The 24964-nt window shown below is 41.6% G+C and carries 21 protein-coding genes and 3 tRNA genes; 11 read left to right on the top strand and 13 right to left on the bottom strand.

The genetic code is table 11. The annotated features are described in order from the left end of the window. The 5 genes from pheT to PCIT_RS04530 form a co-directional block, all read right to left on the bottom strand. The gene (gene pheT, locus PCIT_RS04510; protein ID WP_010362643.1) at window positions 1-2388 is read right to left on the bottom strand and encodes a phenylalanine--tRNA ligase subunit beta; all 2388 of its coding nucleotides are present in this window, start codon (window positions 2386-2388) and stop codon (window positions 1-3) included. A gap of 13 nt (window positions 2389-2401) precedes the next feature. Next, the gene (gene pheS, locus PCIT_RS04515; RefSeq protein ID WP_010362642.1) at window positions 2402-3382 is read right to left on the bottom strand and encodes a phenylalanine--tRNA ligase subunit alpha; all 981 of its coding nucleotides are present in this window, start codon (window positions 3380-3382) and stop codon (window positions 2402-2404) included. Between the two features lie 201 nt (window positions 3383-3583). After that, window positions 3584-4294, bottom strand: coding sequence for a DnaA regulatory inactivator Hda (hda, locus tag PCIT_RS04520; protein ID WP_021032261.1), 711 nt, complete (start codon window positions 4292-4294; stop codon window positions 3584-3586). After that, window positions 4291-5352, bottom strand: coding sequence for a DUF2066 domain-containing protein (locus PCIT_RS04525; RefSeq protein ID WP_010362640.1), 1062 nt, complete (start codon window positions 5350-5352; stop codon window positions 4291-4293). The genes hda and PCIT_RS04525 overlap by 4 nt, the downstream gene beginning before the upstream one ends. A gap of 65 nt (window positions 5353-5417) precedes the next feature. Then, window positions 5418-6602, bottom strand: coding sequence for a sensor domain-containing diguanylate cyclase (locus tag PCIT_RS04530; RefSeq protein ID WP_010362639.1), 1185 nt, complete (start codon window positions 6600-6602; stop codon window positions 5418-5420). 656 nt (window positions 6603-7258) lie between these two features. Here PCIT_RS04530 and PCIT_RS04535 point away from each other — a divergent pair. The 4 genes from PCIT_RS04535 to PCIT_RS04550 all read left to right on the top strand — a co-directional run bounded on the left by PCIT_RS04535 (window position 7259) and on the right by PCIT_RS04550 (window position 11462). Beyond that, window positions 7259-8284 carry an ethylbenzene dehydrogenase-related protein gene (locus tag PCIT_RS04535; protein WP_238347997.1) on the top strand — a complete coding sequence of 342 codons (1026 nt, stop codon included), beginning with the start codon at window positions 7259-7261 and terminating at the stop codon, window positions 8282-8284. Further along, a complete protein-coding gene (locus PCIT_RS04540) occupies window positions 8281-8979 on the top strand; it encodes an Lcl C-terminal domain-containing protein (protein ID WP_010362637.1) in 699 nt (232 codons plus the stop codon). Before PCIT_RS04535 ends, PCIT_RS04540 begins: the two co-directional genes overlap by 4 nt. Next, window positions 8976-10943 (top strand): pre-peptidase C-terminal domain-containing protein, encoded by a 1968-nt coding sequence (locus PCIT_RS04545; protein ID WP_010362636.1) that lies wholly within the window; start codon window positions 8976-8978, stop codon window positions 10941-10943. The genes PCIT_RS04540 and PCIT_RS04545 overlap by 4 nt, the downstream gene beginning before the upstream one ends. A 78-nt stretch (window positions 10944-11021) precedes the next feature. Then, on the top strand, window positions 11022-11462 hold the full coding sequence (locus PCIT_RS04550) for a VOC family protein (protein ID WP_010362635.1): 441 nt from the start codon (window positions 11022-11024) through the stop codon (window positions 11460-11462). Window positions 11463-11533: 71 nt separating this feature from the next. Here PCIT_RS04550 and PCIT_RS04555 read toward each other — a convergent pair whose 3' ends face one another. From PCIT_RS04555 to cysB, 6 genes are all read right to left on the bottom strand, one after another. Beyond that, window positions 11534-12325 (bottom strand): HvfC/BufC family peptide modification chaperone, encoded by a 792-nt coding sequence (locus PCIT_RS04555; protein WP_010362634.1) that lies wholly within the window; start codon window positions 12323-12325, stop codon window positions 11534-11536. Window position 12326: 1 nt separating this feature from the next. Then, window positions 12327-13148 carry an MNIO family bufferin maturase gene (gene bufB / locus PCIT_RS04560; protein ID WP_010362633.1) on the bottom strand — a complete coding sequence of 274 codons (822 nt, stop codon included), beginning with the start codon at window positions 13146-13148 and terminating at the stop codon, window positions 12327-12329. A 69-nt stretch (window positions 13149-13217) separates the two neighbouring features. After that, window positions 13218-13688 carry a BufA2 family periplasmic bufferin-type metallophore gene (gene bufA2 / locus PCIT_RS04565; RefSeq protein WP_010362632.1) on the bottom strand — a complete coding sequence of 157 codons (471 nt, stop codon included), beginning with the start codon at window positions 13686-13688 and terminating at the stop codon, window positions 13218-13220. A 154-nt stretch (window positions 13689-13842) separates the two neighbouring features. After that, the gene (locus PCIT_RS04570) at window positions 13843-16614 is read right to left on the bottom strand and encodes a collagenase (protein WP_010362631.1); all 2772 of its coding nucleotides are present in this window, start codon (window positions 16612-16614) and stop codon (window positions 13843-13845) included. 237 nt (window positions 16615-16851) lie between these two features. Then, window positions 16852-18351 carry an amidohydrolase family protein gene (locus PCIT_RS04575; protein ID WP_010362630.1) on the bottom strand — a complete coding sequence of 500 codons (1500 nt, stop codon included), beginning with the start codon at window positions 18349-18351 and terminating at the stop codon, window positions 16852-16854. A gap of 205 nt (window positions 18352-18556) precedes the next feature. Continuing rightward, complete coding sequence (gene cysB, locus PCIT_RS04580; RefSeq protein ID WP_010362629.1) at window positions 18557-19534, bottom strand: HTH-type transcriptional regulator CysB; 978 nt, start codon at window positions 19532-19534, stop codon at window positions 18557-18559. A 281-nt stretch (window positions 19535-19815) separates the two neighbouring features. Between cysB and PCIT_RS04585 the strand changes: the two genes are divergently transcribed. After that, window positions 19816-20577 (top strand): hypothetical protein, encoded by a 762-nt coding sequence (locus PCIT_RS04585; protein ID WP_010362628.1) that lies wholly within the window; start codon window positions 19816-19818, stop codon window positions 20575-20577. 31 nt (window positions 20578-20608) lie between these two features. Here the strand turns inward: PCIT_RS04585 and PCIT_RS04590 are convergent, their stop codons facing one another. After that, window positions 20609-21898 (bottom strand): NCS2 family permease, encoded by a 1290-nt coding sequence (locus PCIT_RS04590; RefSeq protein WP_010362627.1) that lies wholly within the window; start codon window positions 21896-21898, stop codon window positions 20609-20611. A gap of 121 nt (window positions 21899-22019) precedes the next feature. Here PCIT_RS04590 and PCIT_RS04595 point away from each other — a divergent pair, with 121 nt between their 5' ends. From PCIT_RS04595 to PCIT_RS04605, 3 genes are all read left to right on the top strand, one after another. Next, window positions 22020-22472 (top strand): SEL1-like repeat protein, encoded by a 453-nt coding sequence (locus tag PCIT_RS04595; protein WP_010362626.1) that lies wholly within the window; start codon window positions 22020-22022, stop codon window positions 22470-22472. Window positions 22473-22968: 496 nt separating this feature from the next. After that, window positions 22969-23403, top strand: coding sequence for a hypothetical protein (locus PCIT_RS04600; protein WP_010362625.1), 435 nt, complete (start codon window positions 22969-22971; stop codon window positions 23401-23403). Between the two features lie 14 nt (window positions 23404-23417). Continuing rightward, window positions 23418-23873, top strand: coding sequence for a YchJ family protein (locus PCIT_RS04605; protein ID WP_157592805.1), 456 nt, complete (start codon window positions 23418-23420; stop codon window positions 23871-23873). Window positions 23874-23895: 22 nt separating this feature from the next. Here PCIT_RS04605 and PCIT_RS04610 read toward each other — a convergent pair whose 3' ends face one another. Further along, the gene (locus PCIT_RS04610) at window positions 23896-24417 is read right to left on the bottom strand and encodes a VC2046/SO_2500 family protein (RefSeq protein ID WP_010362623.1); all 522 of its coding nucleotides are present in this window, start codon (window positions 24415-24417) and stop codon (window positions 23896-23898) included. A 112-nt stretch (window positions 24418-24529) separates the two neighbouring features. On the opposite strand from PCIT_RS04610, the gene PCIT_RS04615 reads away from it, so the two are divergent. The 3 genes from PCIT_RS04615 to PCIT_RS04625 all read left to right on the top strand — a co-directional run bounded on the left by PCIT_RS04615 (window position 24530) and on the right by PCIT_RS04625 (window position 24835). Then, window positions 24530-24614, top strand: a tRNA-Tyr gene (locus tag PCIT_RS04615). 23 nt (window positions 24615-24637) lie between these two features. After that, window positions 24638-24722 (top strand) — tRNA-Tyr (locus PCIT_RS04620). 28 nt (window positions 24723-24750) lie between these two features. Then, a tRNA-Tyr gene (locus tag PCIT_RS04625) sits at window positions 24751-24835 on the top strand. Window positions 24836-24964 lie beyond the last annotated feature (129 nt).

Here is a 24964-nt window from a genome sequence, read left to right on the forward strand (position 1 = left end):
CTAGTCCCTCAACGTTGCATTAAATTGTTTGGCCAATTCGGCCACCACGTTGTCTACAACTTGATTGATATCTTTCTCTTCGAGCGTTCTATCAACCGCTTGTAATGTAAGAGCAATCGCCAAACTCTTAAAATCTGGCTCAATACCTTTGCCCTTATACACATCGAATAAGTTTAGGTCAACTAATTGATTTCCGCCAACTTTCTCGATGCTATTTAAAATATCGCCTATTTTTACGTCATCTGCAACTAAAATAGCAATATCTCTGCGATTTGATGGAAATTTAGACACAATTACCGCTTCTGGGAGCTTTCTTGTTTCTAAAGTAGAAACCTCCACTTCAAATACGTACGCTGTGCTGTTTAAGCCAAGCGACTTTTGTAATTGTGGATGAACAGCACCAATAAAGCCAACTTTTACTCCATCAACATAAATTGCTGCTGATTGTCCTGGATGTAGCCCTTCGCTTGGCTCCGCTTTAAAGCTAAAGCGTGCAGTATCATTAGTCAATGCGAGCAATGCTTCAACATCACCTTTCACATCGAAGAAGTCAGCTGGACGAGAATCAACTGACCAGTGCTCGTTATGCGTATTACCGAAAACAACTCCACCGAGTACAGGGACTTGGGCCACACCATTTTCTGCCGTTTCATCTTTGATGAACTTCAAACCATGTTCAAACAAACGAATGCGTGATTGCTGGCGGTTTTGGTTATAAACAACCGCATTTATTAGCCCGGGCATCAAGCTTACACGCATCGCTGACATTTCAACCGAAATTGGGTGAGGCAATACTAATGCCTCTGCGCTTGGGTGCAGTAACTGTTGTACTTTAGGATCAACAAAGCTGTAGGTAATTGCTTCTTGGAAACCGCGAGCCACTAATTCATTACGAAAACGTGCAACTGGCAAGTTAGCTTCAACATGCGTCGTCATTTTCAATGCAGCAGTTGGGGCGACATTCGGAATATTGTTATAACCAAATACGCGAGCCACTTCTTCAATTAAATCTTCTTCGATACGAATGTCAAAACGGTAGCTAGGGACAACCGCTTGCCATGTATCGTCACCGACAGTTACTTCAAGGCCTAGACGCGTTAGGATGTCAGTAACTTTAGCGTCTTCAATGTGGTAACCAATAACACGGTCTAAACGGGCACGGCGTAAGGTCACTGTTTTAACAGCGGGTAAATCAGCTTCTGATACAGCTTCAACCACCGGGCCAGCTTGCCCACCAACAATGTCTAGTAGCAACGCCGTAGCACGCTCCATAGCATCATGTTGTAATGTATAATCAACACCACGCTCATATCGATGAGACGCATCTGTGTGCAAGCCGTATTTACGTGCTTGTCCGGCAATTGCCAGCGGAGCAAAAAAAGCACTTTCAAGTAAGATATCTTGAGTTCCCTCTTTCACACCCGACGCTTCACCACCGAAAATACCTGCCATTGCCAATGCTTTGTTGTCATCAGCAATCAATAATGTTGATGGGTTTAACTTCGCCGTGTTGCCATCAAGTAATACCAATTCTTCATTGTCATTGGCATTACGTACTTTAATACCGCCCTCAATTGCGCTCAAATCAAACGCATGCATTGGGTGGCCAAGCTCTAATAAAACGTAGTTAGTTACATCAACAACCGGGTCAATTGAACGCACACCTGAACGACGTAAATTCTCAACCATCCACAGTGGCGTTGTCGCATCAAGGTTAATACCTTTAATGACGCGACCTAAATAACGCGGGCACGACGCACTGTTAACCAATTCAATATCAATTTTGTCATCAATTGTTGGTTGGACAGGTGTGATCTCTACTTCTGTCACATCTAAAGAGTTTAAAACGCCAACTTCACGTGCAAGGCCCTTAATGCCTAAACAGTCACTGCGGTTTGCTGTCAAATCAACATCAATGGTCACATCATCTAAAGCGAAGTATTCACGAATACATTGACCAATCGGAGCGTCACTAGGCAGCTCTAAAATACCGTCAGAACTTTCAGCCATGCCAAGCTCTTCAAACGCACACAACATACCATGTGAAGGTTGGCCACGTAGCTTGGCTTTTTTAATTTTAAAATCACCCGGCAATACAGCGCCTACTTGTGCAACAGCCACTTTAATACCCGTACGGCAGTTTGCGGCACCACACACGATATCAAGCAGTTCGTCTTTGCCAACATTGATCTTTGTGACGCGTAATTTATCTGCGTCTGGGTGCTGACCACACTCAACAACTTCGCCAATAACTACACCTGAGAAATCCCCAGCGACCGCTTCTAAACCGTCAACCTCTAAACCAGCCATAGAAAGCTGTTCAGATAGAGCCTCAGTTTCAATGGCTGGATTAACCCACTCACGTAACCACTTTTCACTAAATTTCATATTTACTTCGCTCTTATCTGAATTGGTTTAGGAATTTTAAATCGTTTTCGAAGAATGCACGTAGGTCGTTAACGCCATAACGCAGCATTGTTAGGCGTTCTACACCCATACCAAATGCAAAACCTGTGTATTTCTCTGGGTCGATACCGACTGAGCGTAGTACGTTAGGGTGTACCATACCGCAGCCTAACACTTCTAACCATTTACCATTTTTACCCATAACATCTACTTCCGCCGAAGGCTCAGTAAATGGGAAATAAGAGGGGCGGAAACGAATTTCCATATCTTCTTCAAAGAAGTTACGTAAGAAGTCGTGCAAAATACCTTTTAACTCAGTAAAGCTCACATCAGTATCAACCATCAAGCCTTCTACTTGATGGAACATAGGTGTATGCGTTTGATCGTAATCATTTCGATAAACACGGCCAGGCGAAATAATACGCAGTGGTGGTTGCTCTGCTTCCATGGTGCGTATTTGTACGCCACTGGTTTGCGTTCGTAATACCAATTTCGGATTAAAATAGAATGTATCGTGATCAGCACGTGCAGGATGGTGCTCAGGAATATTTAACGCATCAAAGTTATGAAAATCGTCTTCAATTTCAGGCCCTGACTTTACTTCAAAGCCTAGCTCACCAAAGAATGACTGAATTCGTTCGATTGTGCGAGTCACCGGATGAACACCGCCCACAGGCATGACACGCCCAGGTAAAGTCACATCGATGGTTTCAGCGGCTAGTTTTTTTTCTAGCGCTTGTTGAGTTAATAACTCTCGCTGTTCATTGATCGCGTTTTGTACTTGAGTCTTCGCTTGGTTGATCACGGCACCAGCTTCTTTACGCTCTTCAGGCGCCAAAGTACCTAGTGTTTTTAATAGTCCAGTGATCTCACCTTTTTTACCAAGGTAGTTTACTCGGACGTCCTCAAGGTGCGCGATTTCACTTGCGCCATTCACGGCTTCAAGCGCTTGCGCTAAAATATTCTCTAAGTTCATTCTATACCTGATCTTTATTGAGGTAACTTGCTGTGTGTTGACTAAGTATGATAACTGAAAGCATAGGTCAGATTCTAGCCCTAACAGGGCTCTGTTTGCCTTTCAACCAGATTATTTTTGTAAACATGCTAAATTTTAATCGCAAACCTCGCTTTCAAGACTTAATTTGCGATTTTTGGAGAATGTGGGGCTAAAAATCAATCACAGTTGCAGCGTGGCTTTTATAAAAGGAATGGTTAATTTGCGCTGTGCCGCCATAGAGGCATGATCTAATTTGTCTAACACATCGAGTAATGCGCGCATATCTCGGCTTAAGCGGGTCAATAAAAAACGCGCACACTCATCAGTCAGTTCCAGCCCACGCATATTGGCACGTTTTACCAAAGCTTCAGCTTTATCATCATCACTCATCGAACGAATTTGAAAAGTAGTGCCCCAAGCTAAGCGAGACTCTAAATCTGGCAGAGAAATATTCAGCATGCTAGGTAATAAGTCGGCAGTGACAACAAGACACTTTCCAGGCTCGTTAAATCTGTTGTAAAAATTGAACAATGCCTTTTCCCAGCTTTCGATTCCCGCGACTAAGTGCACGTCATCAATACAGACCACATCTAGACTTTCTAAAGAATCGAGTACAGCTGGGCCAAAATCTATGACTTCTCGTAAACTCAATAAGATTGTTGAAAGCCCTAATTCTTGAGCATGAATGCAGGTAGCATACAATAAGTGTGATTTCCCTGAGTCAGCAAGGCCACATAAGTACGTAAAATGAAAACCTTGCTGCAGTGTCGCCAATGTCGTTTTTAAATGGGTCACTTCTAAAGAAGCTTCACCACCGAAATAAGACGAAAATGTTTCATCATCAGGCAGCGTAACAGGTAACGCCATTTGTAATGGTTCCATTTCCATCATGGTCCAACCCAACTGTATTTCAAACTCTGCGCATCCGCGACGCGATAAAAGGCGCGAGGATCAATATATACCGAAAATGCTTGCTCAAGTTTAAGCGCTTTGATCAAGTCTTCTAAGCTCGATGTATGCTCTACTTCAAATTTAACTACATCTTTAGAACGATAAATAACGTCTACCCCAGCGACTGTGCTGATACTTTTTAATTGACGTTTGGCCTGCTCAATATGGGTAAAATCGTTTAATTTATCCACGGTGAAAACGGTGCTGGTTGTCGCATAGGATACCGCTGGATCAATCACATAATTGGCCACTAAAACAGAAGACAAATCATTAACCATTTGGATCAATACTTGTTGTTTATCACCCACTAGCTGATTAGACTCAAATAATTCTGCATCAGTATAGCGCCACTCTAATTGCCAGCGACTACTGTGTGGTTGTTTAAACATACGTGCTGTAATAACTCGCTCAGCGTTATAACGAATAGACGCTTGCTCTACGGGTTCAGAAAAATTCCCCCACACTTCGGCGATACCTACACTGGCTCTATCTTGCAAGTCCAGTAAAGGCACAACCACCGGGACACCCCACTCTGCTGCTGTATCATAAATTAAACGCCCCAATTGCGGGTAACGCTCTTGAGTGACAAAGTCGCGCTGTAAATTGTCTTCAATGGCCAACCAAATGGCGATCATTGGCCTGCGATTACCCCAAAATGGTAGTTGCGCATCACGTACCAACGTTTCTACCTTACTCGCTTCAAATTTAATACGGATTTTAAGCTCATCGTCGTCATCATCTAGATTTAAGTACTCATATTTGAGCATATAGTCAGAAATAGAACGCTTGGCTTTTTTAATAAGGGCATGATCAACATTTTCGTATCGACCGGTCAGCTTTTTGATCACATTCATCAATGCTTGTTGGCTTGCTTTTACACGGGTCGCGCGGGTTTTGTCTGCAACAGCCAGCGTGCTTTGGTAAAGATCTGTTACTTCTATCGCAAAACTTGGCACGGAAACAAACGCGCAGATAAATAATAAAACTCTGATTAACATAGCACTAACGATAAAGTTCTTTAAGTGCTTTGATCCTAAAGCAAACAGAGAAAAAGTACAAAGGCCTATTCATCCTCTTGAAAATGAATTTGGTTTTTGCCTTTATTTTTTGCAACATATAAGGCTTCATCTGCCGCATGGAGTAACTCTTCAGCATTAAATGTATGCTCATAGCTGCCAGCAATCCCTACACTGCATCCACAGCTCACTTGAACATTGTTTTCAAGTTCAATAGGTGCTTGAATACTTTTTAATAATCGTTCGCACACTTGTAGTAATACACTTTTTTCTAATGGCTCGATCATCACAACAACAAATTCATCGCCCCCTAAACGCGATACAATATCGTAACTGCGAACCTCTTTAAGTAAACGTTTAGCCACGCTAAGTAACACTAAGTCCCCACTTTTATGGCCATATTGATCATTGATTGGTTTGAAATCATCTAAGTCTAAATACAAGACATAAACGTCTACCGGTGAACGTGATGATTTAGCTGCCAGTCGAGTCAACTCACTAAATAAATACTTTCTATTTGCCAAACCCGTTAAATTGTCATGTAATGATTCATATTCAAGTAACTGTTGTAATTCTTCTCGCTTAGCGACCTCTTTTTTAAGCTCTTCTAAACTGTTTTTCAGCTCCTTTGTGCGCTCTTCAACTCGCAGTTCAAGCTCGCTTTGATAGTTTTGTAGCGTATGGTTGGCTTCTAATAGCGCTTGTTGATTATTAAAGGCATCAAGCGCTGATGAAATCACGTGACTAATGGTATACAGCAGTTCAACAATAACCCCTGAATACTCTTGTTCGCGTCGATAGGACTGAATAATAAATGCGCCAAGAAAAACATCCCGATTTAACAGCGGAAAACACAGCCACTGTTTAGGTAGCGAGCCTAGCACCTCTAGCGTTCCTTTAGAGATTAACGCTTCTATATCATCACAGGTAAAATTACAGACCTGCTTTTTTGTCAAAGCATAGGCTGTTAGCGACTTAGATATCTCAGCAACATCTAAGTCTTCTAGATCTTCTGCGCGTAAATCATCTTTGACATCATGAAAGTAAGGGAAGCTTAAGCGACCATCCTGCTTAAACAGCACAACGTAAAAATTATCGGCATAAGTAATTTTTTGCAAAATACAGTGAATATCCAATAAAAAACGCTGGATCGAATCACTGGTATTTAAACAAGCCACAATGTCGGCCATGCTATCAATTACATTTTCACTATCGAGTATAAATTTTGCCATTATTTCCCTGTTTCAATTCTGACGCGGAAGACTTTATTAATATTAGCCAATAAAAGTTACAGATCCATAACCAAACCACCTGACATTTTCTAACTTACAGAATTTCTTATAATAAATACTTCACAATAAGTAAATAGAATGTGAATATAAATTAATCACTTTCAAAAAAGAGTCGCTAAGTTTTGTATCGTTCTACATTTTTGCTATTACACCTATTTATAATCATCACAGTTTTCACAAGTTTATTCAGTGGCTTAAGAATCGCTACAGTGACCCATGATAGTTTTTTATTGCTGAGCCCCATTTTACCAGAAGGTAGAGTTCACTTTTGGCACATGTTAAGCGCCTGTACGCTTACCATACTGAGTTTTAGCTATCTTATTTACAAAAAGAAAAAAAAATCACTTCCAACAGGGAGTAAATATCATATTTTTATTAACCAATTTGGATACCTTGTATTCGTCGTGAGCCTTATTACTGGCTGGTGTGTCTATTTTAATCTAACTCAATTTGACGTACATACAATACACCTTATATCTGCCCTACTGATCATTGTTTACCTGATCCTGCACAGTTGGGTATACGTTATACAATACGGTAAGAAGTTGATAAAAAGGCTACTCTTTATTCCTAAGCGTCAGTTCCCTTGGCTACTGATGTTCACTTTAGTACTTGCAGTACCAAGCCTTTTTTACGTTTCACAATACAATCAAACATTCCTTCATGTGACATCAATAAAGCCACAAACTTTGATGGAGATTGATGGGTTAGATACTGAAGTTGCTTGGCAAAATACACCCAGTATTAAGATTCATACCATCGGAGGTGCAAACTTTGTTGACGGCCAAACTACGGTCACCATTAAAGCATTGCATAACCAACACGAAACCTTTTTTCTGTTTAAATGGCAAGACCCAACGCACAGCTTAGCGCACCTCCCATTAGAAAAAACGCAAGATGGTTGGAAAGTTAAAGAAAATGGATTTGTAAATTTTGATGAAAGAAACCACTACGAAGACAAGTTTGCCGTCATGCTCTCTCACACATGCGGCAGTGGTGCTGACGGAACAACCCATTTAGGAAAAAAACCACTTGATAATAAACCCAGTAATTGGCATGGCAAAGGCTACCACGCCAGTGTAGATGGCAATATAAGAGATTTATGGCACTGGAAAGCCGTACGTACGAATGACATGGTCCTTGCCGATGATAACTTTGTAGGCCCTCCCGCCCAGCCTTTGCATGGTCAAAGGCGCTATAGCGCAGGCTACTTACCAGATGGAAAAGAAAGTGGTGCATACGTCATGAATTGGCAATGGTATAGCCAAAAAGGCATTATACCAAAACGATTGCCCGACACCTTAACAGCGCCAAACCAAGTTCTTCCTTGGTTTGGCTCTTCCCCATATCAATCAGCCAAAGATAATTATCCAATCGGTAGTCAGATCCCCTCCGTGCTTTATCGCTCCAATCGCTTCGAGGGAGATCGTGCTGATGTACGCACTCGCGGACATTGGAAAGATGGGATGTGGACATTAGAGCTCGTGCGTAAAAACCAGACAAATTCAGACCATGATGTTGCACTACAAAATGGGATTTGTATGTGGGTATCCGCCTTTGATCATAGTCAAATTGCACACACCCGTCACAATGCAGCCATTGCGCTAAGGTACTCGCTATGAAAGCCAGAATAGTGAGTTCACTCTTAATACTTGCAGCCATTACTCTCTACTGTTCATCAGAGCGGACTGCTGAGCCCAGCCATGAACACCCCCGTTATACAAAAATATCAGCTGATGGTGAACCCTTAAAGCCATGGCAAGGACCTTGGTCATGTGTGCTGGATCACCAAAATAACCTTCTGTGGGAAGTTAAAACAGATAACGAGTCTATCCATGATGGATATTGGACTTACTCATGGTTTAACAACCACAGCGGTGAAGAAAATCTCGGCGATTGCTATTTTGAACCAGCGCGCTGTGATACTCAGGATCTAGTGCGCCACACTAACCGCGATGGATTATGTGGCGTAAAAAGCTGGCGCTTGCCTACGCACGCAGAGCTACAAAGCTTGGTTGAAGCACCAACGCGCCCAAGCAGTACACATATAGCACATGACTACTTTATCCATATCAAGCATGGCGATTATTGGACGTCAGACAGCGACGATCAGCTACCGTCGCATTTCAAACAATTTCAAATAGGTGGCAAAGCCGTTAACTTTCATACAGGTCAGAGCATGACCTTACCTTATCGCAATGCCGCCTTTACCATGTTGGTCAGCGCTGCACCCAATTTAACTGCCATTAGATTAAACACTCCGCGGTTATCTAGCCGCACCTCTGTCATTACACAACCAAAGGAAAACAATAAATGAAACAACCTATTGTGAGTCTAGCTATCGGGCTAGCACTCGCCAGCAGTGCCGCCCATGCTGGTAGCCAGTACCACAGGCTGATCTGGGATAGTAACCCTAGTCAACAAGCCACGATTGGATTTACTCCAACCACGGGTAGCAATCACGTTGTGAAGTATGGGACCTCTACCAACGAACAAACATGGCAAACTAAACAAGTATCTGCATCGCATACTTTCGCGAGCAGTTTACAGAGCAAATTTGTCACATTTACTGGACTGTCTGCGAATAGTAATATTTATTATCGCGTGTGCGACAGTGAAGGCTGTGGTGAACGTTTGTGGTTTAAAACCGCACCAACATCAAGCAACGGATTTACCGTGGTTGCTGGCGGGGATACACGAACCGGCTGGACAAACCGCCGAAAAGGCAACCAGCTAATCGCTAAAATTAGACCGCTCTTTATTATGCATGGTGGGGACTACACTAACGCTAATTCATCATCTGAAATGAAAGAGTACCTTAAAGATTGGCAGTTAACCTTCTCAACAGACCAAATCGATGGCATAAGTTACAAACGTATTTACCCATTTGTTGCAACACATGGTAATCACGAAGACGGTAACTATAAAACCCTATGTCAGGTTTTCGGGGTAGACTTTAATAAAGATGGCAGCTGTACCAGCTCAGATACCTATGGGGCATTCAATGTCAGTCAATTGTTGCGTGTCTACACACTGAATAGCCAGTACAAAAATAGTGGTTGGTCAAACTATGCGACCACCATGAATAATTGGCTAAAACAAGACCTTACATCTCAAGGTTCAAGCGCTAAATGGCGTGTTGCGCAGTACCATAAGCCTATGTACCCACATTATTCAGGAAAGTCTGACAACACCATTTTACACACGTGGTGGGCGCAAAATTTTTATGATAAAAAAATGAACCTGGTTGTTGAGTCTGATACCCATATCAACAAAATTACCGAAGCACTGCAACCCTCAGGCAGTAACTTTGTAAAAACAACCACTGGCGGCACAGTCTATGTGGGTGAAGGCAGTTGGGGTGCACCTGCGCGATCAGCTAATGATCCCAAGTCTTGGACCATTGACCTTGCCAGTATTCAACAGTTTAAAGTAATGAGTGTTACCAATAACAACTTAACAGTGAGAACGGCTCAGTTTGACAGTACTGCTAGTACATTAACTAAAGCCCAGCGTGACGCTGATCCTCTCGCATTACCCACAAACATCAATTGGTGGTATGCAAACGGTTTGGGAGAAGAGCTGGTATTAAAACAAAGCGCGTCAGGGTTAAGTATTATAGATAACACAACGGATCCCGTTGACCCACCAGCAGATACGCCACTGTCTAATAATACGCCGGTTTCCGGGCAATCTGGCAACAAAGGCAGTCAAGCCTATTACGTTTTAGATGTGCCAGCTGGCGCAAAAACACTCTCATTTAAAACCTCTGGTGGTTCAGGCGATGTAGATATGTATGTTAAACATGCGACTAAACCGACAGCTAATAGCTACGATTGCCGCCCGTACAAATCAGGTAATAACGAAACCTGTGATATTAGCCCAATTCAAACGGGTAAATATTACGTCATGTTATCTGGTTATGCAGCATACAGTGGCGTTAGCTTGGTCGCGAGTTTTGACTCAACAACTCCACCAGATAATGGTGGTTCTGAGCAATGGCCAAACCTTAGTGCGAATAAAGATCAATGGGTATACAAAACACTCACGCTACCAAGTGGCGTAAATACCTTAACGGTTAATTCAGCATCTGGGACAGGTGATGCAGACCTTTACGTTCGCTTTGGCAGTCAACCAACCTCATCAAGCTATGACTGTCGACCTTACAAAGATGGTAATGTGGAAAATTGTGTATTATCAAATCCACAAGCAGGCACATGGCATATCGCCTTACGTGGATATAGTGCGTTTAGCGGAGTGACGGTCACAGCGAAATATTAATTAAGCACATACTTTGCCTCTTGTTATCTACTAATTTCGCCATACAATGGCTGCAACAAGACAACAAGGGGCATTTTTATGGAGTTTTTACACACAATGGTACGCGTTGCTGATTTAGACGCGTCGATGCATTTTTACTGTGATTTACTTGGCTTAATTGAGGTAAAACGATACGACAGCGAAAGAGGCCGATTTACACTGGTTTATTTAGCTGCGGCAGGGCAATTAGACGAAGCTAAAAACACCTTTAAACCGACGATTGAATTAACCTATAACTGGGATAAAGAACAATACAGTGGTGGCAGAAATTTTGGCCACTTGGCCTTTTCCGTCGACAATATCTATGACGCCTGTAATAAACTCATGTCTGCCGGTGTCGTTATTAACCGCCCACCTCGTTGTGGCCATATGGCATTTGTCCAATCACCCGATGGTATTTCAATTGAACTCCTACAAAAAGGCGAAGCGCTATCAAGCCAAGAACCTTGGCAGTCAATGGAAAATACGGGGAGTTGGTAAGGTAGCGCCTTGTGGCGCTATATATTGAAATTAAAAACGATAAATCACGCTCAGGTTGTCACCGTCGTTGCTTAAGCGTGCAGTAAGTGTACATCGCTAAACCAGCCTTGTTGAATACCCAGTTGTAATACACTGATCACAAACATAGAACCTGCCTGTTCGTCTTCAAACTCCCCTACCACAGATTGACATACCATACTAAACGGCATACCTTGTGCGATACTTTGTATGCATTGCCATTGCAATGCTGTTAATGGATGAAATCCTGTGCGCAACGTGGCTTCGCGCGCAACAAGCCAATAGTGTGGGCCCTTAATATCTGCATTTGGTGGCACATTTTTTTCTTTTAACGCTTGCCAGCTTTCAACTGCTGCATAATCACACGTTAAAAAATGCACACTCGGATGTAATACTAAAATCATGTTAGGCCATTGGCCAATATCAATAGCTTGTAATTGCGGCCAACTTAGCGTTGTGGCGTCAGCACTGTCAAAAGCACGCAGCAGAATACGTTCAAACTCAGCTATTTCAGCCAGAATACCATGCGCAGAGAAAGGCGCGGTCATCCGTAAAAACTCCGGTAATCTATCACCAAATTGGCGCAGTGAACGGGACTGCGAAGGAAAGCTAGCAATATATTGTGTCAACATGAGATTGAATAAGTCATCACCTAAGTAGAACCCTAACGTCTCATGGTCTTGTTCTAATACGCCTCTCAGCCTGATTTGATAAGCATTTTGATAAATCTCTAAACGCTGATTAACCTGAAGCGGAGGTTGATCTTCAATGTCTTGCATTAGCCCTGTATTGCCTTGCTGCAACAGTGCAATAAAAGCGTTTTGTAAACTGGCTAGGTCACCCATTTTACCTCCAGTGGTCGTGCGTTAATGCTTTGGCATGATCCAGTTCAGCGAGTAAATCAACCAAGGGAGGAAAGTTATCATCTCGTTCGATCATGGTGCTCACAGCAGGGAGTTGCTGACTAAATTGCGAAAACAATGACCATACCGCATCACATACAGGCTCGTCATGTGTATCTATAATGTGACTGTCAAAATCTTTATGGCCCGCCAAGTGGATTTGGGCAATGCTGCGCTTCGGGATTGCATTTAAATATTCCATGGCTGAGAAGTTGTGGTTACGTGCACTTACATAAACATTATTAATGTCCAATAAGAATTGGCAACCTGTTTGGGCATGCAATTGAGCTAAAAACTCCCACTCTGTCATGTATGACTGCTTATAAGTCAAGTAACTCGATACATTCTCAAATATCATCGGCCTTTCTAAATAGTCTTGTACCTGTGATATCCGCTGTGTTAAGTGATTAAGTGCTTCTTCGGTATAGGGCATAGGCAGTAAATCGTGACTATTGAACTCACCTAACGCGCTAAAACAGAGGTGATCTGAGACCCACACAGGGTTAACTCGCTCAATGGTACTTTTCAATTGCCTTAAATAATCAAAATTAAGCGGATCAGTACTACCTATAGACATGGATACCCCATGCATCACTATCGGATACTGCTCTTTTATTTGTGATAGGTAGTGCCATGGCTTCCCACCTGACACAAAATAGTTTTCTGAAATGATTTCAAACCAGTCTATGGCTGGTCGCTCTGAGATAATTTGCTCGAAGTAGCATGTACGCAACCCCATCCCAAAGCCTAAAAACGGTACTGACATAGGTTTCCTAAGTGATAAGGCTATCCATAGCCTTTCGTGAACGAATAAACTCGAACTGGTAAAGTCAAATTAACTTTTTACTTTACCACCAATATCGCCGCAAGATTTTGCTGGCATAGAAACAAACCCAGTCCCTTTACATGACGCTTGGCCTGCGCAGGCATTACTTGCCGTTTTACAGTCATTATGACCACCACAAATATTCACATCATGACAATGCACCAATGCCGCTTTTGCAATCTCCCCTACCCAAGCATCTTTTGTTTTACCACCTACGTCACCGCAGGCTTTTTTAGGCATGGCAACAAACCCTGTACCTTTGCAAGATGCTTGACCCGCACATGCATTGCTCGCCGTTTTACAGTCATTATGACCACCACATACGTTCACATCATAACAATGAACGAGATCAGTAGAACTTGCACTGGCTGCAGCACTGGCCGTTGCCGAGCCTGCCGATGAATTTGACGTACTAGTACTGTTACAACCAACTAACCCGGCAACCATCATTGCCATTGCTGCGCCTGTAAGTGCTTTCATGTGAATTTCCTCTTTGTTTTATAAGCATGGTAGTTGACCCACTTAATCCAAGATCTATTTCAGTTTAGGTAAGGTTTTTGTTTTTGCCGCGTTCCAAAAATAAAAAAAGGCAGCACAGCCACCTTTTTTACAAGCACTTAATTAGAGAAAGAAACTAACACCCGCCCTCGTTATAAGTTATTTTCAGCGTACTCCCAACACCAGCACTAGATACTTTCAAATAACCCCAATACTGTGATTGGCCACTCAGACTGATACATTCATTATTTCCGGTGTTATTAGAGCGCGCTTCCACATTTGTGTCAGTTGGCCAACCAGAATTACTATATTCGAGTGATAAATCACCGGTACCATAAGCCGTTTCTATACGAATTTGGTTTTGGCCACTCATGTTTTCCATACTAAACCACATGGGTGTTTGGTTTGCCAAGCACACAGCTTGCCCAGACAATAATCGTCCATCAGTTACCACACCTTGAGTTTGACAACTATCAGGTAAACGTGACAGTGCTGGCACATAATCAGCCAATAAACTGACATCGGCATAACGGTTATAGCCTCTGGTCATCACGTAATATTTGCCAGCCTGTGGTGCGGCTATTTCACATTGTTCAGCATTGCCACCTTGATATGGCCGACAGTCATACTCAGTTAACGTCGGTTTACTACCAAAGCGCACATATAAATCCACATCTCCCGTTCCTTGGCCTGTTGATATGGTTAAATTAGTCGCCCCATGGGGTACTTCAAAGGTAAAATGACTGAGTTCATCTTGTTCCGCCGAGATAATACGTGGTTTTCCTTTAATTAACATGGGCTCCGAAGTACTGTCCTCAATAATTGTTGCACTCGATGCGACTGCCGTACTCAAACCGTTATTATCAGTTACCGTTAAGTTCACAGTGTAATTACCACCACTTACATAACGATGAATAGGGTTTGCACTATTACTGTGGGTACCATCACCAAATTGCCATAAATAAGTAGCTATTTCCCCATCAGGATCATAACTACCTTGGCTGGAAAACTGGACATCTTGATTTACCAAACCTTGATATGGGCCATTCACTACCGCGACTGGCGCGTCATTGGCAGTGCCACCAGCGAGCTCTTGTGTCCAAACCGTAAACTCATTTTCATATTGATTAACCCAACCCGTAAGCAATGTTTTATACCCAGCCCAATCGCCAACCCGTGTGTGCGACAACATCGCATTTAACTCATCATTATGACGTTCAAACATAAAGCGCACCGCTAAATAGCCCCAGCGATATATCCGGTCCTGATCAAATCCTGCATATGTAGTCGCAAATATTTGTGCCAAAGAGTAGGTCGAACCATCTTTGATGGTATCTATTGCCGCCTGATTATCATTTAAGTTAGCAATGTACTCTGCGACCCCCTCACTCCACCATACAATAGCTTCTGTAGGCGCGTTAAAATCGCCATATAAATCAAATCTGCCATCTAAGTAATGCACGTACTCATGCTCAAGGTTCCACACAAAATGATCCGGTTTTGCATACGTGGCTTCATAGGCTATAAAGTTTGCTTGGTTACCTACTTTGCTCGGATCGCCCTCTAAATACATCCCCCCGTTATTGGTGTCTATTTTAAATATCGCCTTAGCGTATTTTTTATAGTCATCACTACTATTGAAGATATTCACCTGTAAAAAGGTATTATTATCATCAGCAACAGGAGTATTGGCGGTTGCTAAGCGGGTATGAAAGCGAGTTTCTTCCATTGCCATAGTACTGCATGCAGATACATGCTGTGCAGGAGTCATATCTTGTGAGCGAATTTTAACGGTATCACTACATTGGTAGGTTTGTGAAAGTGCTTGGCTGGTTAATTGCGCTTCAAAGCCACATATGCTGAATTGACTACAGTCTGCATAATATGTCGCAACATCAGCGGCATTAAGCCAAATGGCATCGCCATACCCGAAGCTTTTATAAGTAGAAAAAAGCTGTATTAGCGCGGTATCCACGTTAGTTTGAATGGGTGTATCTTTGTAGGCTTTTAATCGCGCTAACTCACCAGCGGCATTGACCATGAGATATTCAGCATCAGCCCCTATCAACCATGTTTGCTTGGTAAATTCACTTAATAACTGCACCAATTGAGTATCTGATTTAACTAAACCTTTAAAGTTATCATTCCACTGCCCACGATATAATACGGTAAAAATGCCATTGATAGCTCGGTGCATATTTCGTACACCAGCATAATTTTGATCAAAGCGGCTTAACCATTGCTTTATAACTGGCAAGTAAACATCTTGCTGCTCGGAGCTATCCATTGTGGTAATAACTTCTTTTAATAATTGCCCGTGCGCATCATTATTATCATAAAAGTGATTGTTGTTAACAAACGCGTCAATGGCATTTTTTACTGCCGGTTTTAACCAATCAGAAAATTGCACACCATCGTTATAAAACTCAACATAATAGCCAGCACGTATGAATAAGAACAATGCCTCGAGCTCACTGCTGCCCAACCCGCTATAAGTTACTGACAGTGCCTTCGCTCGATTCGCCGCGGCAAACATTTTATCAGAGTTAAATACTTGCTGTTGAATAGTACTGCTTGCATTAAATAGCTCATTAATACAGGTACTTCCCTGTGCTTTAATCTCTGTAAGTAACTGCGAAGAGTTAGCCTCAGCTAACGCATTTACATCGCATGTTGCAGCTACATTAAATATATTTTGTGTGGTATGTGTCTGCATTGAAAAAGTATGTGCGGTTTGCGAAGCGGCACTCGGTGCTTTTTCATGGCTGTCTAATTGATGATGCCCATGAAGCTGGGTATTGGTTGCATCAGTCGTTGTCGGTTTTGTTGAACGGTGCTGTTGATGCGCTTGTGCATTGAAGTTTAAGCCAATGACAGATAACGCCAACATGAGCGCTGATAGTTTCATAATTTGTCCTTTAAATGTTGTCAATCCACAACTGACGTTGAGGAATTACATTTTTTACATTTAAATTACAAAATATACAATATATTTTATATAATATAAAGTAATAAAAACTGTCATGTTGTGCTCTTCAAGTTCTTAAGCGCGGTCGGTAAACAACAATAAAAGCTGTACATCTTTAACTAAGAAACTGAAATAAATCTTATAAATGGGTAGTTGTTATGGGAACTAATAGTGCGGTCAATTGACTGAACTATGCACTACATGAATACGTCGCATGTCGAGATCAGAGCAATGCAGTGGATCATCTGATAGTAGCAAGTAATTAGCTCGCCCCCCAGCAAATAAATGACCCGCTTGTGGATGTATTTTTAAGTGAGATGCTGCGGCACTAGAAATACTCCTCATGGATTGTAAGCGAGTGAAACACTGCTTTTTATCCAAAGTGCGATCAGCAGCCATATAGCAGTGAGGTGCATACTCCATCTCTCTCGTGGTAGCTTGCTGGGCATTTCTCAACGGGGATAAGGGCAACATGGGGAAGCCTGATTGCAAGCATACATTTACGCCTTGTTTTAGCAATGACTGACAAGGTGTTAAAGTCTGTTCACCATGATAACTTTGGACCCAATCAAAACCTAAATAGCCTACATCACCAATATTTAAAGCAATAGAGTTATCAATAACGGCTTTACTTATGTCAGCCAACCCTAAGTCATTACCGTAGTTGCATGACGCATTGATCCAAGTCTCTATGGTATTAACTAAGTGTACTTTGGGTGTTCTTTGCGAATAAGTGCTTAATAAGTTTAATGCCACTGGGTGGCTATCAACATACCCTAAATGCGTGATCCCCTGCTCTTTCGCATGTGTCAGTAAATTATCTATATTTTGTATAAGTGCATAGCCAAATTGCTGAAGTTGACGCACGGGGAGTACTTCTAAAATCCAGAGTAACTGCTCATCTTTAAGACCTCCTTGCTTTTCTATAGCAGTGAAAAAATGTTGTTTATTCTTAAATAACCCAACATGATTCCGTGCCAAGTATTTATACAGCAGCTCTAGAGCAGCTGTATTAACGAATGCCAATGGCTGTTGGGCATCAAAAATAACAACAGGCCGATTCATTGCTATTGTTCGCAATGCTTTATACACACTGTATACATCTGATACATCATCAGAACTCAGTAAACTACTATAAAGCCCGTACCCTAGTAGCCATTGCTTATCTTTAATCGCTTTGTCCAAGTACAAAACTGATCGCAACACATAAGAAATATTATAGCTGTCCATAAATTTACAAGTTCTGCAATGAAAACCAAAAGGACCAAAATGAAACCATTGTTGTAAAACTGCAGAAGTGACCAAATGGCAGTGAGGTTCTATAAAACCAGGTGTGACGACTTCATTAGGTTTTAAACGATAAAATGTCGCTATAAACCCCATTTGATAAACCCGGTGCCGTACTTCATCCAATGTTCCCAAAGCTAGCACTTTGCCGTTATATACAGCCATTGCATCTTCATAATGAGCAAACTCACCAAAATGACTGTAGACCTTGCCACCATGAATAATGTGCGCACGGTGATGAGGTGAACCTTGAGTATATCGTTCTGAGTTATTATTTAAGGTAATCGACATAGGCGTTTTTGGCAGATATTCACCAAGTTTATCGAGCAACCCATCAAAGAATAGATGGTCTAAAGAAAAACCTTGCTGCTTATGCTGAATATCATTCATCACATACCTCCACCCTGTTTGTATACAGCTTAGGTGAAGCTAATTGAAATTCTATTACACCCGATTACAAAGGCTCAATGAAGGTGTTCAGCGTATCAAACACGGTATTGTAATTGATAATGTGGTTTGTTTAACGTATGACTAAAAGTATAAATGAACATTGAGTCGCGACTAACACAACACAATATTCATTTAACATGTTGTATTACTTAATAGGTAATTGCACATCAGCAAAAAGTGCATCTACATCATCTTGGTTGCGCAATAAACTGGCACGCTCAACAACATCTTTTGTCAAATGAGGTGCAAACCGCTCGATAAAGTCATACATATAACCACGTAAAAAGCTGCCCTTTCTAAAACCAATTTTAGTGGTACTGGCTTCGAATAAATGGCTTGCGTCTATGCAGACTAGGTCTTGATCCGTTTCAATATCTATCGCCATAGACGCAACAACACCGACACCAAGACCCAAGCGCACATACGTTTTTATGACATCTGCATCTGTTGCGGTAAATACAATGTGTGGCTCTAACCCATGTGCATTAAACGCTTTATCTAACTCAGAACGGCCTGTAAAACCAAAAACATAGGTGATTAAGGGGTATTGGGCAACATCCTGCACAGTTAGATTAGAGGCTTTTTGTGCCAGAGGGTGATCTTTTGCAACCACAATACTACGATTCCAGTGATAGCATGGCAGCATAACCAAATCAGAGTACAAGTGTAACGCTTCAGTTGCTATGGCAAAATCTGCATCACCGCGCGCTGCGGCGTCAGAAATTTGCTGCGGAGTGCCTTGATGCATGTGCAAAGATACCGCAGGGTATTTATTCATAAACCCTTGAATCACATTTGGCAGCGCATATCGCGCTTGCGTATGCGTCGTTGCAATATTTAGTTTGCCCTGATCCGGTAAGGTGTGTTCATTGGCAACCGCTTTTATCCCCTCAACTTTCGATAGGATCTCCCGGGCAATGTTGATGATTTCTGTACCAGCACTTGTCACGTGCGTTAGATGCTTGCCACTGCGGCCAAAAATTTGTACACCGAGCTCATCTTCTAACATTCTAACCTGTTTAGAAATCCCAGGCTGAGAGGTATAGAGGCTCTCAGCAGTAGCTGAGACATTTAAGTTGTGGTTTAACACTTCTACAATATATTTAAGTTGTTGTAATTTCATAGCTTGTATTGTTCTTATTAATTATAAGTCGGCACTGACATTCCGTGACATTGAACAGAGCATGCTCATCAGTATCAGTTAGGCTAGCATATTTAACTAGAACGAGATAGCAATTGCCTATTTTGTTTGTTTATCGGCCAAAATTAAATCATGGTCTATAATGAAAAATAATGAATTACAAAAGTTTTTTAAGACTTATGAACGTAATACTGTTCAGAATGCAATTAATTGATGTAATATAAAAAATCATCTTCTTGAGTCGTGGTCAAAGAGAATTCGTTATGTTTGTTTCTATTATTATTATGTTGATTGTTGCACTGATTGTTATTGCCGTGTGGGTAAGTGCCATCCAACAGCACAAGGAGAAACAAGAAGCTGAGCGTCGTAAAGAGTTAACCAAGCAAAAAAAAGTGATTGAAGAATCCGAAGACGTTTTAGTGAACAGCTCCAATATTCCTATGTCTGAGATGCTAACGCGTGTTTTACAGCGCCGCATTCATGATGCACTGGCAACTATGGTCGAGTTGTCTCCTACTTCTAGGGAACTTAAAAATCGTTTACATGAGTCTAAGGAGCGCCTTGGTACTGCTGTTGAATCAAACGCAAAAGGTGATTCCTTATCGTTACCCGATAATGACAAGCAACTTATTGCGCTTGTACAAGGCATTAAAAAGCTACGTAATGTGCTTCGCTCAGAACATTCAAAAGGGAAAGTTGATACTCAGCAGTTTGTCGCTGAAGATCGGCGTCTTGAAAAACTTCAGTTAAAAATCAACGTAGAAAGCCAAATAAAAAGAGGCGTGTCTGCACGGACGGCCAATATGGTTGGTTCCGCAAGGCAATACTTTGAAAAAGCATACGCGACAATTTGCGCTGTGACCTATTCTGACGATTACGTTACCGAAAAAAAGACATTACTAGAATCATATTTAAATGAGATAAGTACAGAGCTGAAAGCGTCAAATGCGTCTGCTGTAAAAAAGAAGAACGAGCAAGAGCAAGACGACTTGGATATTCTATTTGCACCAAAGAAAAAGTGGTAAACCACTTTTTCTTTGGCTTCACCCTTGTTCCTTAACTAAATGCAAACTTAACGATAAATAATACAGTTAAGACCCAAACGCTTATCGAGACCTCTTCTCGTTTATTACACAGCACTTTAACCGCTGTATATGCGATAAACCCAAGCGCGATACCATGCGCTATAGAAAACGTCAATGGCGTCATCAGCAACACCACACTCACAGGAATTGCATCACTCATATCATCCCAATTGACGAATTTCAGATTCTGTAACATCAAAACCGCAACGTATAAAATCGCGCCAGCTGTAGCATAAGCAGGAACCATTTGTGCCAAGGGGGCAAAAAACATCATCAGCAAAAAGCAGATACCCACCACAACCGCCGTTAAACCTGTTTTTCCACCCACCGACACCCCAGAAACAGACTCAATGTATGAAGTGGTGGTCGACGTGCCTAACATTGAACCCGCTATTGTAGCGGTACTATCCGCCGACAAAGCACGGCCTAAACGTGGCATATGACCCTTTTCATCGGCTAATCCTGCTTTTTGCGTAACAGCAACTAACGTACCTGATGTGTCGAACAAATCGACAAATAAAAATGCAAATACAACACTCAACATTGATAGCTCTAACGCGGCTGCGATGTCTAGCTGCATTACCGTTGGCATTATACTCGGTGGCACCGACACAATGCCGTGATACTCAACTAAACCGAGCCCCCAAGCACATACAGTGACAATAAATATGCTCAGTAGTACTGCGCTTTTAAAGTCCCTAAACATCAGTGCTGCAATAATAAAAAAACTGAAAATAGCTAATAAGGGTCCCGCAGACGTAATATCGCCTAGTTGAACCAAAGTCGCTGGACTCGCGACAATAATACCCGCATTTTTTAACGCTATAAGCGCCAAAAATGCACCAATACCTGTTGCAATAGCTTGTTTAAGAACCACTGGGATCGCTTGGATCACCCATTCTCGAACTTTAAAAAGACTGAGTAATAAAAATATACAACCAGATAAGAATACGGCGCCCAGCGCTGATTGCCAGGAGTGACCCATACCGAGTACTACACCATAAGTAAAAAATGCATTTAAGCCCATACCAGGCGCAAGAGCTAATGGGTAGTTAGCCCAAAAGCCCATAATAAAGCACCCAATTGCGGCAGCAATACAGGTCGCAACAAACGCAGCCCCTAAATCCATTCCCGCTTCAGAAAGCATTGCTGGATTTACAAATACGATATAAACCATTGTGACAAAAGTCGTTAGACCCGCGATCACTTCCGTTTTAACAGAGGTTCCCTGACGGGAGAGAAAAAATAGTCGTTCCAGCATAATGTTTGGTATTTAAATTAGAAACAAGTGTTTGGATTTTAACATAAAGCACTGACTTAATCGGACAAAAACGTTAGAATTCGGCTACACTAAATAGTGCATAAATAAACACGGTTGTAATATGGAAAAATCTCAGTTAGACAATTCAGCAAGTCATGATCTCGAACAACAATTATTAAATGTGCTTGAATTTGTCACCGCGCCAATTAATAGCGAAGCTCGTCTACCTGAAGCAACAGAAACAGCGCAAGCCTACAAAAAAGGTTTATATTACTTAAAAGAGCAATCCTATCCACTGGCTGCTAAATGGATTCGACTTGCTGCGATGTCTGGTGACCACAAAGCACAGTTTTATCTCGGTTTGTTATTTGTTAAAGGACAAGGGGTGCCTCAAAGCGCTTTTCACGGCATGGCCTGGTTAGTGCTGGCAAATAGCCAAGGCGTTACTGCAGCTCAAGAAATGATTGAGCAAATAAAGCCACATCTATCAACAAAGCGTATAAAAGATGCACAATGTTATGCTGCAACCTTGTATGAACAAATTCATCAGCTCCAATTTTTAAGCCCTGATTAGTTTCATCGTTCTTCAAAGCAACACTGATAAATGCCAAAGCGCCCCTAGATAGTACCTTTAGCCGGGGCGACGGCTATCAAGAAGTAACCTCTAAAAACGACCAAAATGAATCAAGCAACCTAGTTATCTTTGTGTCGTGCATAGCGAAAATTAGTACGCAAGAGCCCGCGCTTACTAGTCAGTTCAACCCACCTAGTGTACTTCGCCACTCTAGTTTCAGGCTACTTAACACAGGCTATAACCCCTCTTTAAAACAAACCGACCACTAACTATCATTTAGCAATTGTATAAATCAACTTAGTTAGAAAAGTAAGCGCAACGTGCGCTACTAACTTTCATAAAACAACTTTATTAAGATCAGATGTTTATAAAACACCTGATTCTTATAAACCAACAAAGCATATTTTTCGTACAATAAAGGTGATATTTATCTTGCTTTGAACAACTGTATGAACTACTGTATATAAATACTGTATATAACACCAGTGAGTTGATTATGTTGCATACTAATTCTGATACACCCATTTTGCTGAGTAACACAACACAACGCTCTAATGTCACCATAGTTCGCACAGCCGATGACATTAATGCTAATTTAGAGTTACTAAAAATCATTCGCTTGTGCAACAAAAGACATGGTTGGACCTTGTTAATTGCACCTGAAAATATACCAAATAAAGCTGTACTAGATAGTTGCTCTATTGACTCAAGTAAATTATTGGTAATAAAGCAAAAACATATTTCAAACTTACAATATGTATTAAATGCAGCATCAAGCAATGGCAACTTTGCTGCGATTATTACATGGACAAATATTGCTACCGCTGCTCAGTTAGATGATATGAAATTAAATCTAGTGGATACGGAATTATTTTGCTTTTCAAAAGTACAAGGCAAAGATATGTGTACAATAGGCAGTATGATTTCATAAGTAACAAAGCAACTATGTGTTATTGTAATAACCTCTCTACATTTGATGAGTGCTGTAAGCCAGTCATAACGGGTCTAAGACAGGCCTCATCAGCAGAACAATTAATGCGCTCAAGATTTAGTGCCTATTGTACAAAAGATGCTGAATATATTTTAAATACCTATGCGTCGTCACAGCGTGCAATGCACACAACCTCAGACATTTTGCAGTTCGCGAATGAGGTTAACTTTATCAAGTTAGATATAATTCATGCTTACAGTGACAGTGAATACGATTACGTAGAGTTCAAAGCACATTATTTAGCAGGTGATAAGCATTGTCAGCTACATGAGCAATCACGATTTATTTTAGAAAATGAAAAGTGGAAATACTTAGATGGAGACTTATTCGAGTCACCAGAAGTTAAAATTGGCCGAAATGATATTTGCCCTTGTAACAGTGGTAAAAAGTTTAAAAAGTGTCACGGCTAAGCAAAATACACCAACGTAAAAACTACGCGCTGAGTTGGAGCGCACTCTGCATTTCACCACTATTTAATTGATCATACATAGCTGCTGCATCCATTTTTGGTTTATCAGCAGTTCCCTCACCTTTTTTGTCCACATCTAAGCGATTTCTTACTGCAAGCTCACAATTATCCACCACAACCAGCGGGATGTGTTTGTAATCGTCTCGCACTGCAAGCGGTTCTGGATTTAAACAATTCGACAATCGTAAACTTGTCATACTACTTTGAGATAAGCGCTCTGCATTATGTTGCCCAATTAGCATATCAAAATCAGCGGGCGCCAAAACTTGCTCTGGCCCTATCTGTAATTCTTTCTTTAACGCAGATTCACTTTTGTCACTTTCTTGCTGTTCCTCTTCCGGTAAATGAAACTGACTAAAATCGAGCGCATCTTGAGACAACATTGCCAATAACATAGAAAAGTCTGCACGTCGCTGATCGCTGACACATATCGCCAACGCACCGCCTAACTGATCTTCTCTGGTTAAAATATTGTCTATTTGCATAGAGTTTCACCGATTGTGTATGAATCTTCATTTTTATCGGCATTTTTTAATTTTTCTTTAGGAGTTTTCTTTACTTAATTAGAAACTTTGATATTATCAGCGCCGTTGTTTAGGAGGGGTTCCCGAGCGGCCAAAGGGATCAGACTGTAAATCTGACGGCACTGCCTTCGCTGGTTCGAATCCAGCCCCCTCCACCATAACAACACTGCAAATACAATTTGGAGGGGTTCCCGAGCGGCCAAAGGGATCAGACTGTAAATCTGACGGCACTGCCTTCGCTGGTTCGAATCCAGCCCCCTCCACCAAATTGTAAATGTATTAGCTCCATAAGATGGAGGGGTTCCCGAGCGGCCAAAGGGATCAGACTGTAAATCTGACGGCACTGCCTTCGCTGGTTCGAATCCAGCCCCCTCCACCATCTTACTTTTGATAAAATACATCCCGTATTTTAAAAAAACCATCCAAATCTACATATTAATACAAACTCAAAAAAGTACTTTTTCTGTATTTTCCTCTATATACAGCAATCAATACACAGTTGGAGTGT

The sequence above is a fragment of the Pseudoalteromonas citrea genome (assembly GCF_000238375.3).
Classification (GTDB): domain Bacteria; phylum Pseudomonadota; class Gammaproteobacteria; order Enterobacterales; family Alteromonadaceae; genus Pseudoalteromonas; species Pseudoalteromonas citrea.